General features: G+C 46.2%; 17 protein-coding genes and 2 pseudogenes. 6 read left to right on the plus strand and 13 right to left on the minus strand.

Features of this window, described 5'->3' with window-relative positions:
• Positions 1-27: 27 nt before the first annotated feature.
• Positions 28-1260 (minus strand): CAP-associated domain-containing protein, encoded by a 1233-nt coding sequence (locus NST29_RS16350; RefSeq protein WP_033843023.1) that lies wholly within the window; start codon positions 1258-1260, stop codon positions 28-30.
• A 220-nt stretch (positions 1261-1480) separates the two neighbouring features.
• Between NST29_RS16350 and NST29_RS16355 the strand changes: the two genes are divergently transcribed.
• A complete protein-coding gene (locus tag NST29_RS16355; protein WP_033843022.1) occupies positions 1481-2227 on the plus strand; it encodes a hypothetical protein in 747 nt (248 codons plus the stop codon).
• Between the two features lie 193 nt (positions 2228-2420).
• Here the strand turns inward: NST29_RS16355 and NST29_RS16360 are convergent, their stop codons facing one another.
• The 8 genes from NST29_RS16360 to NST29_RS16395 form a co-directional block, all read right to left on the minus strand.
• Entirely contained in the window at positions 2421-2552 is a 132-nt protein-coding gene (locus NST29_RS16360; RefSeq protein ID WP_269320051.1) for a hypothetical protein, read from the minus strand.
• Between the two features lie 106 nt (positions 2553-2658).
• Complete coding sequence (locus NST29_RS16365; protein WP_033843021.1) at positions 2659-3027, minus strand: PIN domain-containing protein; 369 nt, start codon at positions 3025-3027, stop codon at positions 2659-2661.
• Positions 3014-3256 (minus strand): hypothetical protein, encoded by a 243-nt coding sequence (locus NST29_RS16370; protein WP_031406933.1) that lies wholly within the window; start codon positions 3254-3256, stop codon positions 3014-3016. Before NST29_RS16370 ends, NST29_RS16365 begins: the two co-directional genes overlap by 14 nt.
• Positions 3257-3611: 355 nt before the next feature.
• On the minus strand, positions 3612-5939 hold the full coding sequence (locus NST29_RS16375) for a bifunctional 2',3'-cyclic-nucleotide 2'-phosphodiesterase/3'-nucleotidase (protein WP_172418707.1): 2328 nt from the start codon (positions 5937-5939) through the stop codon (positions 3612-3614).
• A gap of 508 nt (positions 5940-6447) precedes the next feature.
• Positions 6448-6642 (minus strand): hypothetical protein, encoded by a 195-nt coding sequence (locus tag NST29_RS16380; RefSeq protein ID WP_033843019.1) that lies wholly within the window; start codon positions 6640-6642, stop codon positions 6448-6450.
• Positions 6629-6712: a helix-turn-helix domain-containing protein gene (locus NST29_RS16385; RefSeq protein WP_231559880.1), complete on the minus strand. Its 84-nt coding sequence runs from the start codon at positions 6710-6712 to the stop codon at positions 6629-6631. The genes NST29_RS16380 and NST29_RS16385 overlap by 14 nt, the downstream gene beginning before the upstream one ends.
• A gap of 101 nt (positions 6713-6813) precedes the next feature.
• Positions 6814-7683: a hypothetical protein gene (locus NST29_RS16390; protein ID WP_231559785.1), complete on the minus strand. Its 870-nt coding sequence runs from the start codon at positions 7681-7683 to the stop codon at positions 6814-6816.
• A complete protein-coding gene (locus tag NST29_RS16395; protein ID WP_033843017.1) occupies positions 7680-8474 on the minus strand; it encodes an ImmA/IrrE family metallo-endopeptidase in 795 nt (264 codons plus the stop codon). Before NST29_RS16395 ends, NST29_RS16390 begins: the two co-directional genes overlap by 4 nt.
• A 235-nt stretch (positions 8475-8709) precedes the next feature.
• On the opposite strand from NST29_RS16395, the gene NST29_RS16400 reads away from it, so the two are divergent.
• Complete coding sequence (locus NST29_RS16400) at positions 8710-9843, plus strand: IS4-like element IS5377 family transposase (protein WP_015375695.1); 1134 nt, start codon at positions 8710-8712, stop codon at positions 9841-9843.
• A 593-nt stretch (positions 9844-10436) separates the two neighbouring features.
• On the opposite strand, the gene NST29_RS16405 is transcribed toward NST29_RS16400, so the two are convergent.
• Positions 10437-10571, minus strand: coding sequence for a hypothetical protein (locus NST29_RS16405; RefSeq protein ID WP_269320050.1), 135 nt, complete (start codon positions 10569-10571; stop codon positions 10437-10439).
• A gap of 10 nt (positions 10572-10581) precedes the next feature.
• Between NST29_RS16405 and NST29_RS16410 the strand changes: the two are divergent.
• Positions 10582-11005, plus strand: a pseudogene (locus NST29_RS16410) (IS701 family transposase); the annotation flags it as partial.
• Positions 11006-11105: 100 nt separating this feature from the next.
• On the opposite strand, the gene NST29_RS16415 reads toward NST29_RS16410, so the two are convergent.
• The 3 genes from NST29_RS16415 to NST29_RS16425 form a co-directional block, all read right to left on the minus strand.
• On the minus strand, positions 11106-11492 hold the full coding sequence (locus NST29_RS16415; RefSeq protein ID WP_033843013.1) for a type II toxin-antitoxin system PemK/MazF family toxin: 387 nt from the start codon (positions 11490-11492) through the stop codon (positions 11106-11108).
• Positions 11492-11800: an AbrB/MazE/SpoVT family DNA-binding domain-containing protein gene (locus NST29_RS16420; protein ID WP_033020681.1), complete on the minus strand. Its 309-nt coding sequence runs from the start codon at positions 11798-11800 to the stop codon at positions 11492-11494. The genes NST29_RS16415 and NST29_RS16420 overlap by 1 nt, the downstream gene beginning before the upstream one ends.
• Before the next feature lie 440 nt (positions 11801-12240).
• Positions 12241-13566, minus strand: coding sequence for an ISLre2 family transposase (locus NST29_RS16425; RefSeq protein ID WP_231559879.1), 1326 nt, complete (start codon positions 13564-13566; stop codon positions 12241-12243).
• A gap of 218 nt (positions 13567-13784) precedes the next feature.
• Here NST29_RS16425 and NST29_RS16430 point away from each other — a divergent pair.
• The 3 genes and pseudogenes from NST29_RS16430 to NST29_RS16440 form a co-directional block, all read left to right on the plus strand.
• Positions 13785-14276 (plus strand): annotated as a pseudogene (locus NST29_RS16430) (transposase); the annotation flags it as partial.
• 565 nt (positions 14277-14841) lie between these two features.
• Positions 14842-15588 (plus strand): hypothetical protein, encoded by a 747-nt coding sequence (locus NST29_RS16435; RefSeq protein ID WP_339232437.1) that lies wholly within the window; start codon positions 14842-14844, stop codon positions 15586-15588.
• A 233-nt stretch (positions 15589-15821) separates the two neighbouring features.
• Positions 15822-16958, plus strand: coding sequence for an IS110 family transposase (locus tag NST29_RS16440; RefSeq protein ID WP_033842531.1), 1137 nt, complete (start codon positions 15822-15824; stop codon positions 16956-16958).
• The last annotated feature ends 95 nt before the right edge of the window (positions 16959-17053 follow it).

The raw sequence follows: 17053 nt of genomic DNA on the forward strand, positions 1-17053 counted from the left end.
GCCCCTAAGAGATGGAAAACCGCGCCATTACGGAGCGTAAAATTCTTGAGAATAGTAGGGTTGATGGAATGAAGTGAACGCCACTCCGACGCCGAGGCGGGTAAAGTTCGGATATAAAAGATTTTGCCGATGTCCGAGCGAGTGCATCCACGCTTCATGGACAAAAATCGCATCGTACTGGCCGTAGGCAATGTTTTCCCCTGCGACATGATAAACGATACCGTGGCGCTTTAAACGATCATACGGCGACAATCCTTGCAAATTTGTATGAGAAAAGTAGCGGTGAACGGCCATATCTTCGCTATGCTCACGAGCAGCCGCCGCCGCTTTCGCATCCCACACGAGCGCCGGAAGCCCGTACAAGCGGCGCGCTGCATTGGCCAGATCAAAAATTTGATATTCATAGGCCGCACGCAGTTCTTCTGTCGCCGTTCCATAAAACCCGGGCTTTTCATCCTCGAGCGCCCGATTGACGACAAGCACGCCATCCACCCGGTTGTTGTTGTACCGGTCATAAAAGAAGGTAAGGTAGCGACCGTTGACAAGATACGTGTCGTATTCCTCACTTTGAATGTTGTAGTAAACATTCTCTTTTTGGATAAAAGAAAGCGGGCGACCATAACGGACTTTCACCGCTGTTTTCGCAGCGCCGATCCCCACACCGTTTTTCGTTTGTACAATCGGCTGATTCGTGTACATCGCCGCCACCCGATCACGTTCATAACTCACCATCAAAAAGTTTTTGTAACCGCCCTGATCATACGTCTCCCAATATAGGCCGTAGGCGTTTTTCGTCTTCCGCTTCGCCTTACCGTACATCGCTTCGACCTTGGCGCGCGAGTCGCCGATCGCCACCCCATTCATCGTGACATCGGCCATGCTTGTTTTCGCCTGCTGCACGCATAAAGCAGCGACCAACTTCTCTTTTGCCGGCGTTTCATAGCGGACGCGGGCATCGTTCTTAATCGCATATCCTTGGCCGACATCGAAATAGCCGTTGCCCAACGCGTACACCCGATACACCGCTCCGCTTGGCAGCGTCTCTACCGCTTTGTTCGACAACCATAGTTCTGTCGGCGCCACCACCGTCACCCGGCCGATTTGTCCAGGCTTCAGTTCAGCACCGGCCCACCGCACTTTCTCCGTGCCAACACGTTCTTCGCATCCTCCGGCCTTGACCATGGATGTACTCGGCACCCAAAGCCATCCGACTGCCGCCAACAGCATTCCAATTGTCAGTGTCTGCCCCCATTTCCTCAACTCCGTCCGCTCCTTCCTTCTCTTTTTCTTTCATCATAGACATCTTTCCGTCAAAAGAAAAGAGAAAAAAGAATGATTTCGAAGAAAAAGAGGGGGCTCTGGCGGCGCAAAGGTCAACATTTCGTCAAACAAACTTCTCATCGGACTTGGCTAAGGGAAAAAGATAGGTTAAAATAAATCATCATTATTCTTCCATTTTCATGAGAGAGGAGCACATTTTATGAACATTACGAAAAAATTTCTAGCCGTCTCAGCGCTAAGCGCTGGAATCCTTCTGTCACCGTTTCATGCCCACGATGCACAAGCAAAAGTTTGGTGGAATGGCATGGAATTAGTACAGGGACAAATCGGCAAATTAACCATTGTAAAAGATACAGAGCTTTATAAGTTGCAAGGCGAGAAGAAAGTCTACGTCAAAACGTTAAAAGCCGGCGGAACCTACCGGATTTACACGTTTAAACCAGGCATGTTAGGTTTAGGCGGCGGATATTATGTCGATCGCGATGCTCGACGAGTAAAATACGAAACTCCGTCCAAAGCAAAACTCAATCAAGTCAAAATAGAACAGCTGTTCCGTGGAGTAAAACTGGGCATGTCCACTTCTCAAGTCAAGAAGTTGGAAACAGCGAAATTTCTACAGCGTGAAAAAGCAGATGGCACCGATACTTGGGTCTACTCTACTTCCCTCTTCGGGTATTCTACATTGCTGGTATATGGATTTGAAAATGAAAAACTCGCTTTCTACGGCTATTCATTTGATGCTGGGCAGAAGCTTGGGAAAGATCAGCTTACAGCGATTTACAATCATCTGAAACAACAGCTTATCACACTGTTTGGAAATCAATATGAACAGTCGGATTCTGACCAAGGCTATCCACCTCGACTCGCATTTCACAAAAACGGCCTTGTGATTGCCCTTTCCTATGATGCGGACGGGTTGGCGGTTACGGTCACGGGTGAACAATAACGTGCAAAAAGCGAGGCTGCCCTTTGATTTGGACTGCCTCGCTTTCTGTTTTTACTCCCCATTCACCAACTCATATTTAGAAATGTTTGTATAATATACAAAAATAAACCAAATATTCGCATTAAAAATAATTTTTTATGAAAAATTGTAACATAATTTATTCGGTCAAATCGCGCTTATTTCGAATTTTTATTCAGGGTGCGAAATGTGAGTTCAACTTCTCCTTTGCCGGCGTTTCGTAGCGGATGTGCGTGTCGATGTCGGTCACGTAATACCCGCCGCCGACCGCATACTGTCCGCCGAAGCGCGCGTCATACGCGTACACTAATCGGATGACTAGAAGTTACTAAATCTAATGCGAACACACAGAGAACGACGCAACTCTCTGGTCTCTGATCAATCTTCAGGACGTAACAAGCAGATAATGATGCCTATTCCTCAAGCACCTTGTTCAGCTTCTTATCAAAAGTACATACCTCGTATCCCTTTACTTTATGATAGGCGTACAAAAGGGTATCCACAAAGTCCAGTCGTCTTTTGCCAAACAGAATGAGCGCTTCCTCTAATACCTCGATATCATCCACGTCGATATTATCGTATTTGAACAGTTCTAAAAGAGTATCACTGATCTCAGCATGTGTGACATTGTACACTTTTTCAAGAACATAGACAACTTCAACGACCACTTCCTTTAGCAATAACACCTTGTTATTTTCAATCATCGTTGCCGCTTTAGCCGACAAATCATCATGATCATTAAGCAGGTATCTTAGAATAATGTTTGCATCAATGATTTTCATATTGATCCACCACAGCTTGAGACCAGGCATCGCTTTCTTGAGCCTGCAAACCCCCATTTCTGTATTTTGACAGAGCCCCTCTTAAGCTTCTCTTTTCTGATTGTTCTGAATTTTCTTCGTCCGCATAGGGAAGGATAATGACTTCCACTTTCCTATTTTTTAATGATTCAGGTATATCTATGAACTTTTCTAGATCATTGCTGTTTTTTATTACTCTCACAAAATCCATGCTTCTTCGCTCCTTTCATTGAACACTCTCCCACCTACGCTTGCGCTTCGAGGTGGGAGATGATAAAGAGGAACTTTTAAATATATTATATCATTTTAATTGTACATGATCACACAAAAATTCACTTTATGAGTCAGTCAAGAATTTATCGAGCAAATCCACAGAATATTCCTCTGTTTATCTGACTGTATGCATTTATTACTATATATCCTATGACGGAAAAGTTCCATGGGCAGTGTGATCTGCCCTCCACCCGGGGATGAAAATCTCGCGCCAGTCCTGCATTTTCACGAAAAAAAGCCGCCTTTAGCCGAAGCAGGCATACATCCCTGACGGCTAAGACAGCTATTTCACTTTATTGCCCATTCACCAACTTCAACTTCTCCTTTGACGGCGTTTCATAGCGGATGTGCGTATCGATGTCGGTCACGTAATACCCGCCGCCGACCGCATACTGTCCGCCGAAGCGCGCGTCATACCCGTAGACGCGGTACACTTCCCCAGGCTGTAAGATGCGGACGAACACAAGGCGCCCATCCTTCGTCCGTTTCCATAGATTGATTGGCTTTTGCACCGTCAAGCGGCCGATTTGCCCTTTTTTCAGCTCCACGCCGTCCCAGTAGACTTTTTTCCCGTGCCCCCGAGGAGGGGTTGGCTTTTCCGGCTGCTTTGGCGGATTGGGCTTTTCTTCCTTCCAAAGTGGCAAGGCAAACTCATATTGGGCAAATCCGCTTGGCAAGTTGGCGACATAGCGGATGCTGCCGTCTGGCGGCAAGTATTTTTGCGCTTCCGGCGACGATTCAAAAGAAACGGTCACCGGTTGTTTCCCTTTCACCGGCGCAAAGGTCCAGTTGCCATCCGCCGACGGGTTGATCGTTCCGTTTTCCCGAATGTAATCGATGATGACTTGCCGGTTTTCATCCGGCGCGGCCAAAATCGTGTTTTTCCCGCCCGGATTGATGATCCGGTTCGTCGTCGCCCGGTAGTTGTTCGTCGCAACGATAAACTCCATGTTCGGCGTCACCGGCTTGCCTTGGAATCGCAAATTTTTAATGCGGTTCGCGTTCGGGTTGATCACATTTTGGTTTTTGTCGTATTTCGCCGGCTCGGTGACATCGATCTCGTACGTCACACCATCAATAATGTCGAAGTTGTACGTCGGAAAGTCGTTGTTCACAAGCGGCTGAACATCTGTCTTGTTCGGGTCGATTTGGTTGAATTGCCCTGCCGACCACTCAAGCCATTCTTTCAACTCGGCTCCCGTAATTTTGAGCGCATACACGGTATTCGGATACAAGTACAAATCGGCGACGTTTTTAATGGCGATTTCCCCTGCCGGAATATCCGTGTAATAGCTCGCCCCGCCGCGCCCGCCGGCTTTGAACGGAGCGCCGGCCGACAGCACCGGAAGGCCTTCATATTTCGTCCCTTTCAACATCTTTTCGACATACCATTTTTGCGCATTCGTGACCATTTGCACGGACGGATCGTCTTTGATCAGCGCAAAATAGCTGTTGATCGGGCTCGTGGTTTTTCCAACCGGGCTGCGGACGTACTGAATCGTCGCTTCATGTTCCGTTTGGATCGCCTGCTCCACGGCCGGGTCGCTGTCAACCAACGGCGTTTTCGTCGCCTTGTCGTACACCGGGCGAAGCTGGGCTTTCGCTTGCGTCACTTTCCATTTTCCATCGACTTGCTCAACCGTCAAATCAATAACCCCAAGCGTATCGCCCCACGCCCCCGGCATCGTCACCGGAACGCCGTTGATCGTTCCTGTTTCATTGTTGATACCGTTCCCATCCGGAAAATCGGGCGTCGTTCCCGAAAGCGCCGGAAATTTTTTATGCTGGTGGCCGGTCAACACGGCGTCGACCCCCGGAATTTGCGTCAAATAATAGGAGGCGTTTTCCATATTCGGGCTGTTTCCGCCGGTTTCAATGCCCGAGTGCGACAGCACGACGATCAAATCGGCCCCTTCCGCTTTCATTTTTGGAATATACTTTTGCGCCGACTGCACAATGTCTTTCGCTACCACTTTCCCTTGCAAATTGGCTTTGTCCCAATCCATGATTTGCGGCGGCACAAAGCCGATGACGCCGATCTTCAGCGTATGCTTCTCTCCGTCTTCATCAACGACGTCTTTCGCGAAAATGTGATACGGTGTGAAATAGTTGACATCGTTATCTGGATTTTGATCATGGTCATCGCGGTACACGTTCGCATTCACGATTGGCAGCTTGGCATCGTCATACACCTCATTGAGGAAATCCAAGCCATAGTTGAACTCATGGTTTCCCACTGTCGCTGCATCATACTTCAACAAATGCAGCAGTTTCACCGCTGGATGCACTTCGCCATCTTGCAGCGGCTTCACTTTCGCCACATAGTCGCCAAGCGGCGTTCCTTGAATCAAATCCCCGTTGTCAAACAGAAGCGTATTTGGCTGCTCAGCGCGCGCCTGCTCGATCAATCGCGCCGTTTTTGACAGCCCGAACTCATTCGTCGGGCTGTCTTTGAAATAATCATAGTTAACGAGATTCATATGTACATCGGTAGTCTCCAAAATGCGCAGCTTGACGACATCCCGATCCTCCGCGCCCACCGCCGTCGGCCCAAACGAAGGAGCCAGCAGCCCCAACGCCAACGCCATGCTCGCCGCCGCGTATTTCTTCCGTTTTTTCAAGGTCCATCCCCCTCAATCAGATCAAATCATTGTCATCTCTATACATATTACCATAAAAGAAACAAAATTTTGACAGAAAAAAACAAACAAAAAAATGGAGGAAATAAACAGACAATATCGAAAGAGGATAGAGGAAAGCACAATGTCCTATTCTTGGGGATAGTTAATCTTTTCAATCTTCTTTTCTACATTCATGCTGTATATTATCATTGAAACCGCCGTCCGACGAGCGATTGACAGCTCAACATCGGCAAGAACACATCAAAAAACCGTTGGAAGATAGAAAAAGAAGGAATGACAGACGACATTAAAGGAGTGACACGCATCGTTAAGAGGAGTAGATAAGGAAGCAGAAAAGCTGTTCAAATAATCTATTATTCGCAAAGAGAATATGCCTTGAAGGACTGTCTTTTCTGAAAGAGCAGGAAAAGAAGCAACCCAAGCAAAAATAGAAGGTCACCATTGCAACACAACGAAGAGCGCCCTCCACTGGCGCCCTTCCTCATTTCTATAGCCAATTGAGCAACGCCTTTTTGTTCGCTTGCACTTGATCGTTCAACGCCTTCACTTTTTCTTTTACCTTCTGAATATCGGCGTTGTTGGCGCCGACTTTCTTTTCAAGAGCGCGAATTTCATTCGTCACCGCCCGCAGCTGGTTGGACAGGGCAATGAGCTGGCCGATGAGGACATCAGCAACAAACACCAATCGTTTTGTTTATTTTGATCGCTTGTTCAGTTGTCGGTTTGATTTCCACAAAATAAGCTTTTTTCATAACGGATCTTCCTTGCGGCTCTCTGCCTCTATCGAGCTTTCGCAACTTTTGAGAAGCAACGAATGCCCCTCCGTCAAAAGGAAATCTCTATTTTTCCTTCTTCAATCCATTTTGCCAAATTTGGCATTTTTAATTTCTGTATGGAATGACTGTCCATCTAACGAATAAATGACCTTCCTCGACTCGTTTCGACCGCTGCTGTGCACAAAAGCATAGATTTCTTCGGAGCTTAATTTCGTATTTTGAATGGATAATTGTAGAATACGGTCATAAGACAGCAGGATGTATTGCTGTTTAAATCCGAAAAAATCATCGATACCTAATATTCCAAATAAACTTTCGTTATTTACAAAAGTATTATACATCGTATATACACCTTTGCCGTCATCACTACATATATAGGCAGGACCGTAGTACTGATGAACAAGCAATAATGAGAAAAAACAAATAAAGCGCTCTCCTGCATTATTTCCGTTATGTAAAATGATTTGTCTCAATTTTGGAAGATCCGAAATGGAGGATAATTCACATCGTTCTAGGTTATGAATAATATCTCTATTGACTCTGAAAGCTTGCAAAGCCAGTTGTTTCATCACATCCAATATACGTTGCTTTTTCGTCATTCCTTTCTCTAATAAGTGATAAATGGTTTGCATCGATAGAATATACAGCTGTTTCTTCGCCGATAATTGTTTGAAAAGCTCAAAGTAATACTCATCATACCGTTCCTTTGTGGGTATATTCCTACAAGACTCTTCTAACACTGCATCAGGAATAAGAAAAATCGGAGACTGATGAAACGCCGGCAGCAAAAGCGGCAAATTTGATATTTGTTTTCTGAATTTCGTTAAAATCATATTATCGAACATATAAAACGCTCGGTGTTCGTTTAGTGACTGGTACAATTGCTCCGTATGATCTGAAATAAACGGGCGAACGGATTCTAAAACTGGGGAATCGAGGACCTTCATCCTTTCGTCCCCCTTTGATCATGCACTGACGCCAACACTTGTTCATATAGCCGATCATAAGATTTTTTAATTGATTGAAGATCCTCCTCATACATCAATCTTTTTGCTTTTTCATACGATTCATCAAACCCACTGATGTTTATCGTATAACTAGGCTCGAACAATGATTTGTCTATATCATGGGGAATACGATTTCTATAATCATAGTCCAATGCATCTTTTGCTTCGTTCATCGTGATCAATTCGTTTTGAGCAAGTTTCACAACTAACGCTTTATACGGGATCTGGAAGATACTGATCAATCTCATGATTTTTTCTGGGAGAGATTGTTTCATATGAGTAGTTTCCAAAAAACGAAAACTTCTTTCTAACACAAAGTCATTAATTAAAAATTCGGAAGCAAAAAGATTAGGAAGCCGCTCTTTTTCATCATAAATATGATCAATCATGATAAAATTTTGGTCAGGGTTCTTAATTTTCTCCTTGTCAAAAAAGAAATGATAAAACTCGTGCGCCCACATGAAATTTTCATATATTCTCGGCTGTGCGGTATTAATATGGACATAATAATCACCGTTATAGTAATACACAAGCCCGCCATAATCAGCATGTTGAATCGGAAACTGCAATACATTGGCATGCTCGTAAAGATACGTTTTTATAAAATCAAGCGGCTTTACATGAGCAAGAGGATCTCCGAGGGAGTAAATACGATCCATTGCCTTTTTCATTTTCGGCAAATGTGTTTTGTTCTGCTCTAGAATCATTTCAAGATTGTCTTTTGCAATCAATGGACTACCCCCTTGGATGTTCCGAATTGGTGACTGATTTTAACACATCGATCAGTTCAACAAATTCGCTGAAAAGATGCATGCCCTTTTTGAATTCTTCGTCCTCTGCACCGTGAAACGAAAGGGCCACATCAGGCGTGTTGATTATCCAATAAAATCCAAAGGGTATAGAAAAAAGAGCACCTTTCCTGTAGAATGTGAGTAGCGACACAAACAAACCCAGGAGGTGCTCTCTATGAACAAGCATACCACACTCCCGAATTTGATGCAAAAACTTGTTTCGGATGAAGAGATTCAACTGATTGCCGAAGCGGTTGGGTATCGTGATTCGTCTCGAACCTTTACGTTGCGCGAGTTGATTCACTTCTTCCTGCTGGCCGCCATGCATCAATGGAAAAGCTTTCGCCACGGAGCCGATGTGGGGCCTCTGTATGGATTGCCGCGATTCCATTATTCAACTGTATCCAAGAAAGCGAAAGAAGTTCCCTATGACATCATGAAACGCTTGTTGGCGTTGATCATTTCCAAGTGCAACCGCCAAACCCGCCGTTCGCTTCGGTTTCCCAAACCGCTTCGGGTGGTGGATTCGACGACCGTCACGGTCGGGAAAAACCGCCTGCCATGGGCGCCGTATCACGGCGAACGCGCCGGAGTGAAGCTGCACGTCGCGTATTCGCCGGAATCCTCGTTGCCGGCAGACGTGGTGGAAACCATCGGACTGCGTCATGATGGCCCGGTGGGAGAACAGTTGACGAACGCTCAACAAGTGCTGGTGGAAGACCGGGCGTATTTCAAAATCGAACGCCTCGATCGATTTGTGGAGCAGCATCAGCTCTTTGTCATTCGGATGAAGGACAACATCGAACTTCATCAGAAAAAAAGCTTGAAACGCCTTTCCAGCACATCCTCATCGGTTCAAGCCGACTTCACGTGCCAGTTGGGGACGAAACAATGCCGCTCCACCAAGCGTCACCGGGTGGTGATCTTTCGAGATGCGAATGGCCGCGACATTCGGGTCGTGACGAACCTCTTCCATGCGTCTGCGGAAACCATTGCCGACATGTACCAACAACGTTGGACTGTTGAGGTCTTTTTCCGTTGGGTGAAGCAATATCTGAATGTCCCGACCTTGTTTGGCACGACGGAAAATGCGGTATACAACCAACTGTTTGCGGCGTTCATCGCGTATGTGCTGCTGCGATGGCTGTATGATCAAACCAAAAAACAGACGAACGTCTCTCTTTCCTTCATTTCGTTCGTTCGCCGTTTTTTCTCTGGGCAGCTTCCTCTCGATTGGAAATCCGGGATGGCCGCTGCTTTGTTTGAGTATGCCCAAATTTATGGAAGGCGTATGTATAATTTTGGATAATCAACACTCGTGGGGCCACATAATTCATAAATGAATCAGATCGGCTGCGGCTAAACGTTTTTCCATTTAACTCCATATCCGCTTTGTAAAAAAAGAACGGATCGTTAATACGAAACAGCTTATTGATCTTCGCAACATACTCCTCCACATTTCCTTCGCCTTTCAAGAAATTATAATAAGCTGTCTTCTTAATACCCGTGCGTTCCATCACCCATGAATGTTTAATGCCTTTCCCTTCTATATATTTTTTGACATTCTGACCTACAATTTTGTTTGTATTTACCATACACCTCACCTCCCGTATATCTACAATGACGAATCCAACCTTGAACATCCCTGCGATGCTCAATGGGATGATCCGTGTGGAGTTTTCATCAAACGTTTGACCTTGCTTTTACAATCAATTATAAACTGAGAACAATTGATTTTCCATGTATGTTTCCTCAAAAAGCGGAATATATGATTAGTTTATGTCAAAAATCATGCAAAAGTTCTTGATTACATTCATTTTTTCCTTAAAAACAGGAATAAGGACGTCCTTCCGTTGATGCAAAAAGGCGCCCCAACGTTTGGGACGCCTTCTCCTTTGATTTCTACAGCAACTGAAGCAACGCCTTTTTGTTCGCTTGCACTTGGTCGTTCAACGCCTTCACTTTTTCTTTTACCTTCTGAATATCGGCGTTGTTGGCGCCGACTTTCTTTTCAAGAGCGCGAATTTCATTCGTCACCGCCCGCAGCGTGTATCGCTACGAGGGAGCGATCCATGGCCTCGATGACGCGGTGGTGCTGCTGGCTTGGAAGGCGGATGAACCGATGACGCCAGATCATCTCCATGTTGTCTTGAGCACCGACCGGGAGCTAGGCGATGAAGAGATCTTGCGTTACGATGCCCAGCGCTGGACGATCGAATGCGTTTTCCGACAAGCCAAAGACCAGCTGAAGTCAGGTGGACCGCGTTCGCCACGTTCGGGCGGTGAAACGGTATGGGGTCGTGGTGCTGTTCGCCTGCGTATCCAGCATCGCGGAATCTCAACAAGACCTCTCTTCCGGACTGGAGCTTCTTCGGTCTCGGAAAGGGCACAGCGTCGTCGAGTTCATCGATGACGCCGCAAAGCAAGAGATTCCCATTGATGTGATCAAAAAACAGCTCCATGTCGCCTAAGGGGTCCCCTGTTTGTCTCTTAGGGAATGGAAATTACTGTAATGAAAAATGCTCATCTACAGTACAAAAAATAACCCTTTCTGAAAGAGAAAGGATTATGTCAAGTCAGATATGTTTCTATTTTCGCTAGGCATTCATCAATGATTTTATCTATTTCTTCAATTTGTGCATCTTCTGGATTATACTTCTTTAAAATTTTTAGATTACGAGCTTTCCAATCCAATGATTTAATTTGATCAGTTAAAACTACCCCTGTTATTGGATAGCCATCGCCATCAGGGGATATTCCTTCTTTTGGTAAATCCACTTCGAAGGGATAACCCTTCTTTTGATTGGTAATCGGACAAACAGCTATAAATCCTGTTGCTTGATTGAATTCTTTAGGCGATAAAACAATAGCATTCCTTCTCCCAGCCTGCTCATGACCAGCTTGTGGATTGAAGTTTAAAACAACGAAATCGCCTCTCTCTGGTACGTCTGCTGGCATTAAATCAATTCACGCCCTTCTATCCCGAAATCAATTTCCTCGTGTCGATTTTCAGGTGTAATCTGTGATATTAGTTCTTCCAGTGTGTATTTCTTCCGTGTTCTTTTTGGCTTTAATGTGATGATACCTTCATTTCCAATCACATTTAATTCTATTTCGGAACCTTGTTTAATCCCTATTTTATCAGCAACATCTTTTGGGATACGAATGCCCAAACTGTTTCCCCATTTTTGAGCAACAACTGTAGACATGTAGTCCCCTCCTTTACTTTGGTTTATTTTGCTTTCTAAATGTTCCTTTGAGTTCATTATATCACCCCCAACCCAAAATGTATATACATAGTATATACATTCTTCCAAAAAATGATACCCCTGATTTTTCGACAAACAAATATTCTCGTCGCAAAAGCAATCATTTGAATCGATTACTGTAGATGAGCAAATTCGCTAACATAAATTGACAACTAAACAAAAAAGAGACATGAACCCAGCTCCTTGAGTAAAATAGATGTGCTCAAACCCATTCACACAAGGAGGTTCATGTCTCATGAATAGATTAGCACATCATCAAGGAATCCACAAGTTTTTCATGACGCTGGAGTCAGTCAAGACTTTGTGGAGAACATTTTTTCGGTCCACTACGGGCGTTGTCAATCACCCGTTGGTAGACCATTTTTAGGAATTGATATCGTAAGCGCTTTCGGACTCTCATCCCTCTTCTTGAGCTGATTTTTGCTCGATCCATTTTTTTACATCCACCCGCCATTCCGAAGCGCCGACAATGCTTGGTAGATCGGCGTCCCCGATGACCGCTGAAGACACGGGATGTTCTGGCGCATCACCTCCACCAACAACCGCCCTGCCTTCCGTTTGGCCTGTTTGATCCGCTCCAGCTTCGTCGGGGCTGAGGCTGCCCTCTGGGGCTCTTCCTCTTCCAACTGCCCTGTTCTCCACCCGATTCCGTCGATTTGGGCCACCATCGCCTTCAGAAACGCCCAAAGTCCTTGGTCCTTCCAGCTGCGGCGGGATTTCACCCGGTACGCGAACCGGCTCATCACACTCTCGGCGTGGCCCATCGGACGCATGCCGGCCGTCTCCACCCCTTGCGCCGACAGCCACTCCCGGTAGTCCCGGATGCATCCCGGCATCGCCTCGATCCGGCGGATCATTTCGGCCAACTGCTCTTCTTTGGCTTCGTCCCCCAACGTACCGATGGCGCTGTTCAGTTCCACCAAAAGTCCTTCCTCGTCTTGCTTCGCCAGCTTCTTCCGCACCTCCCGCCAACGCGGGTGGCCGGACAGACACTGACGAAGCTCCCGCGCCACATGGAACCGATCCAACTGAAAGCACGCCCGCTTTCCGAAATACTCCCGGCAGGCGGTAATCCACGATGCCGCGTCGCCGTTGATGACCAACAGGTCCCGGCACGGATCATAGGCATATTCCTTCATCAGCCACGCTTCGAACCCTTCCCACACGTCTCCCGCCCCTTCATGGAGGTAGTGGCGCCGGTTCACGAGCTCCAGTTGCGAGCCGTTCCGTCTCCATCCCTCGTGAACCGCCAAGATTTTCTGCTCTTTCGCCCGTTTCCCTTTCCCTTGGCGGGAGATGAACAGTCCATCCGCTTCCACCAATAGCACCCGGCCATGCCGTTGGGAAACAGGGTGGTGCAGCGAGATAGGGGCCGCCAACACCAGCTGACGAATCGCCTCATGGCTGAGGACCGCATACCCCACGATCGCCTCCAACGTGCGAGCAGCTTTGCGGTAGGAAGAGCACTCTACAGCCAACTCGACCGCCGTTTCCTCAAGGCAAGGACGGATCGATTGGGCTCCATCAAAGCCCAGTTCGGCATCCAACAAGAAGGTATACGTCCCTGCCTGCCGATCATAGTAGTAGTTCCGTCGAAACGTCACGTCTCCAAACAGCGTTTGGAGGGTGGTCGGCCGTTTGTCTTTCAGCTGATCGCGGCGCTTGTCCCTAGCTTCCGCCAGTTGTTGATCGATTTCCTCCAAAAGGGCCGCCAACAAGGTGGCAAACACGTTTTGAAGGGTTCTCAACAATGGTTCCTCCAGCTCTTTTCATACAGGCCATTGTGTGGTAAGATGTTTCATGGACTCTCTCCCTCCTGTTTTCGGTTGGTGTCAACAATCACTATCATAGCAGGGAGAGAGTCCTTTTTGCATGAAATTCGCTTTTTTCCTACCGCGCTTCGCTTGGTAGCCCCGACGAGCGTCGCGAACAAAAGTTCGCAACCCTCGTCGGGGATCCTTCCTGAACGTCACCCACAAATATTTTACTCACACTCACCAAAGATGAGGGATTATCTAAGCTGCTAAAACAAGTCCTCCATCAAATCCTTGAGGCACAAGTAGAAGAACAGCTGGGGCTCGCCGTGATAAACGAATGGAAGAACGAAAAGGATATCGGAACGGTTCGTATCCACGCCAGCTGACAACCCGGGTGGGACGGTTGACTTTGCGCGTTCCACGGACAAGAAATGGGGAGTTGTCTACGGAACTGTTTCAACGATATCAACGGAGCGAACAAGCACTGGTACTGGCACTCATGGAAATGGTGGTAAACAGGGTGTCTACCCGAAAAAATCACCCAAATCACAAAGGAGTTGTGCGGCACCTCATTTTCCAAATCCACGGTTTCCTCGCTATGCAAAGGGCTGGATCCGATTATCCAAGACTGGAACCATCGTTCCCTGCTTGAACACGTATATCCGTTTATACTGGTGGATGCTATTTATACGAAAGTCCGGGAAGATGGACGGGTACATTATTTATTGCAAAATTAAAGTTGCAGAGATGTGCAAAATTTTTATGCAAATGGTTATGCAGTGGGGCTTTACATGGAGGGGCAGCCGTGATAACCTGTTTGGGTTTGCCAAATCTGTTACAGCTGGCCGCTTGGCAAAAGAAAATCATGGCTGCAGAGGCTCCATGTCAAGCCCTTAATAGCAAGAATTCGGATTGAATTTTTATGCGATATAAACAAATTTATATACTGCAATACTCTGCACCTTTTTCTTGCAAAAAACACTTAAAAATAAATGTTATGCTTCGGAAGAAGTAATTAATCAATGGAAACAACGCTATGGATTAAAATAAATGGGTTTTTATAAAAAAAGACTGACTCAAAATGGTCCCCTGTCAAACGGAATTGGCAAGTGGCATTTTTTATTGCCATTTCATGCATTTTTTACATACCAGAAACACTCTTCTTCAATGATCTCCCAGTAATAATCAGCAAGAAGTATGCTTCCGCAATGGCAAAGGAATTTTTTCGTTTTCATCGAATTTATTACATAATACGATAATGCGGGAAAGGAGCATTCATAAATGGACCATTTAAATTACTTTTTCCCCTATGAACGCAAAGATGCACATCATGAAGACCAATTAACTAGAGCATTTTTAGTTACTTTGAAGATGGTGCCATTTATCCAGCATATGTTTATTGAGATGATAAGGGAGAAAATGTTTGATAAAAATGTAAATACTGTAAATATTGTCCCTTCATTGGTAAATACAGAGCACAGAATCGAGAGAATTGAAACGCAAGTGAAGAAAATAAGCCAAGATAGCGGGAAATTAATATCTATTCTTATATCAGATGATGAATTTATTACAGATCACAAAGTACATAACTCGGAAAGAGATGCCGTTTATGACGGGGTCATTTACTATAAACCTGATTTTATTTTCATCATTGAAAACAAGCCGAATAAAAATCAAGTACGGGTGGAACAATTAAATCCCAGCCTTCCGGCAGATACACAGATCGTTATAGAAGAAACACCGATATGTTTAAGTTGGAGGAGTATTATTGAAAGAATTAATCGTTTATTAGAAAAAGATTTAGTAACCGGCGCTGAAGCCGTTTTGCTGAGTGACTTTCTTCGTTTTATAGATAAAAACTTTGAGTTTTTAAACCCTTATACTACCTTATCCGTTTGTAAGGATAACGAATATTTACTTAAACAACGGTGTATTTCCATTATGGCAGAGTTAAACCTTGGTCCCATTGACTATCATAAATCATGGAAAAGATCCATGGGCAACGTTTTGCCCTCCACCCAGGGATGAAAATCCCCCTTTTCTTCCCATAATGAAGAATAGGCGCAAACAGTTCAACAGGACGTTATGCTTAATGGTGGCTTAGACCCTGTACGGAAAAGTGTTTGAATCCACTGGGTGCACCACCCATTGTCCGCCCTTTCCTGTGATAGAGGAAAGGTGACGACGAACGGAAAACTGCCGCATTTCTCCCGTGGATTCGCTGTTTGCGCACTCGATCATCGAAAAGGAGGATTTTCATCATGGATGTCATCTATCCTCGCTGCGCAGGATTGGATGTTCATGCCGAAACCATCGTCGCCTGCGCGCTATGGGAAGAAGATGGACACATTCAAAAGGACATTCAAACCTTCTCCACGTTCTCGAAAGGACTTGGCGACCTGCTTGAGTGGCTCGAAGAACATGGCGTTACCCATGTCGCCATGGAATCCACCGGCGTGTATTGGAAACCGGTCTTTGCCTTCCTCGAGGGCTATGTCGACTTGACACTGGCCAATCCGCAGCGGATCAAAAATGTCCCGGGAAGAAAAACCGATGTCTCTGACGCCGAGTGGATCGCCAAGCTGCTCCGCCATGGACTCATTGAAAAAAGTTTCGTCCCCCCAGCGGATATTCGCGAATTGCGGGATTTTACCCGCCTCCGCAAAAAGTGGGTCGGACAGTTGAGTTCAGAGAAAAACCGGATTCAAAAAGTGCTGGAGTCTTCCAATGTCAAACTGGGCTCCGTCCTCTCGGATCTCTTCGGCGTTTCCGGACGAAACATCCTTGCCCGGCTGCTCGAGAAGGGATACGTGGACAAGGACGAGCTGGATCAATGCCTGCGCGGCAGGCTCAAAACGAAAAAGCAGGCGGTGTATGATTCGCTGCTGGGCACCTTGACCGAACACGAGCTCCGTCTCCTTCGCCTCTTGTGGAAACACGTGGAGGAATTGGAGCAGTTAATCGAAGAAGTCGACCAGCACATCGACCGCCTGCTCGAGCCGTATCGGGAGGAAGTGGACTTACTGATGACCATGCCTGGAATCAAAAAACAAACCGCCGCCGTCATCATCGCCGAGATGGGAACCGACATGAGCGTCTTTGAAACGCCGGAACGGGTGGCTTCATGGACGGGGTTGTCCCCCGGCAACCATGAAAGCGCCGGAAAGCGAAAGAGCACGCGTACGACTAAAGGCAATCCCCATCTTCGATCAGCGTTATGCGAGGCGGCATGGTCAGCAGCTCGATCCAAGACACATCCCTTGTCCCGAAAATTTTGGTCGTTGGCGGCCCGATGCGGGAAGAAAAAAGCCCTCATCGCCACGGCTCGACGAATGTTGGTGATCATCTTTTGCATGATCTCCCGCAAAGAGTCGTTCCGCCAACCACAACTTATCTAGTATAGCCAACAGGCAGCCAGATCATACGAGATGTCCGAAAATCGGGCACCTCTGCTTTCCTATTGCCTTCTTTGGCCATTTTCAGTATACCCGCA

The organism is Geobacillus sp. FSL W8-0026, assembly GCF_037966255.1.
In the GTDB taxonomy this organism is placed as follows: Bacteria; Bacillota; Bacilli; order Bacillales; family Anoxybacillaceae; genus Geobacillus; species Geobacillus icigianus.

Excerpts from the sequence above, each read along its gene's own strand:
- NST29_RS16355 (WP_033843022.1), top strand. The coding sequence starts at position 1,481 with ATGAACATTACGAAAAAATTTCTAGCCGTCTCAGCGCTAAGCGCTGGA.
- NST29_RS16365 (WP_033843021.1), bottom strand. The coding sequence starts at position 3,027 with ATGAAAATCATTGATGCAAACATTATTCTAAGATACCTGCTTAATGAT.
- NST29_RS16370 (WP_031406933.1), bottom strand. The coding sequence starts at position 3,256 with ATGGATTTTGTGAGAGTAATAAAAAACAGCAATGATCTAGAAAAGTTC.
- NST29_RS16385 (WP_231559880.1), bottom strand. The coding sequence starts at position 6,712 with ATGAAAAAAGCTTATTTTGTGGAAATCAAACCGACAACTGAACAAGCG.
- NST29_RS16390 (WP_231559785.1), bottom strand. The coding sequence starts at position 7,683 with ATGAAGGTCCTCGATTCCCCAGTTTTAGAATCCGTTCGCCCGTTTATT.
- NST29_RS16400 (WP_015375695.1), top strand. The coding sequence starts at position 8,710 with ATGAACAAGCATACCACACTCCCGAATTTGATGCAAAAACTTGTTTCG.
- NST29_RS16415 (WP_033843013.1), bottom strand. The coding sequence starts at position 11,492 with ATGCCAGCAGACGTACCAGAGAGAGGCGATTTCGTTGTTTTAAACTTC.
- NST29_RS16420 (WP_033020681.1), bottom strand. The coding sequence starts at position 11,800 with ATGAACTCAAAGGAACATTTAGAAAGCAAAATAAACCAAAGTAAAGGA.
- NST29_RS16435 (WP_339232437.1), top strand. The coding sequence starts at position 14,842 with ATGGACCATTTAAATTACTTTTTCCCCTATGAACGCAAAGATGCACAT.
- NST29_RS16440 (WP_033842531.1), top strand. The coding sequence starts at position 15,822 with ATGGATGTCATCTATCCTCGCTGCGCAGGATTGGATGTTCATGCCGAA.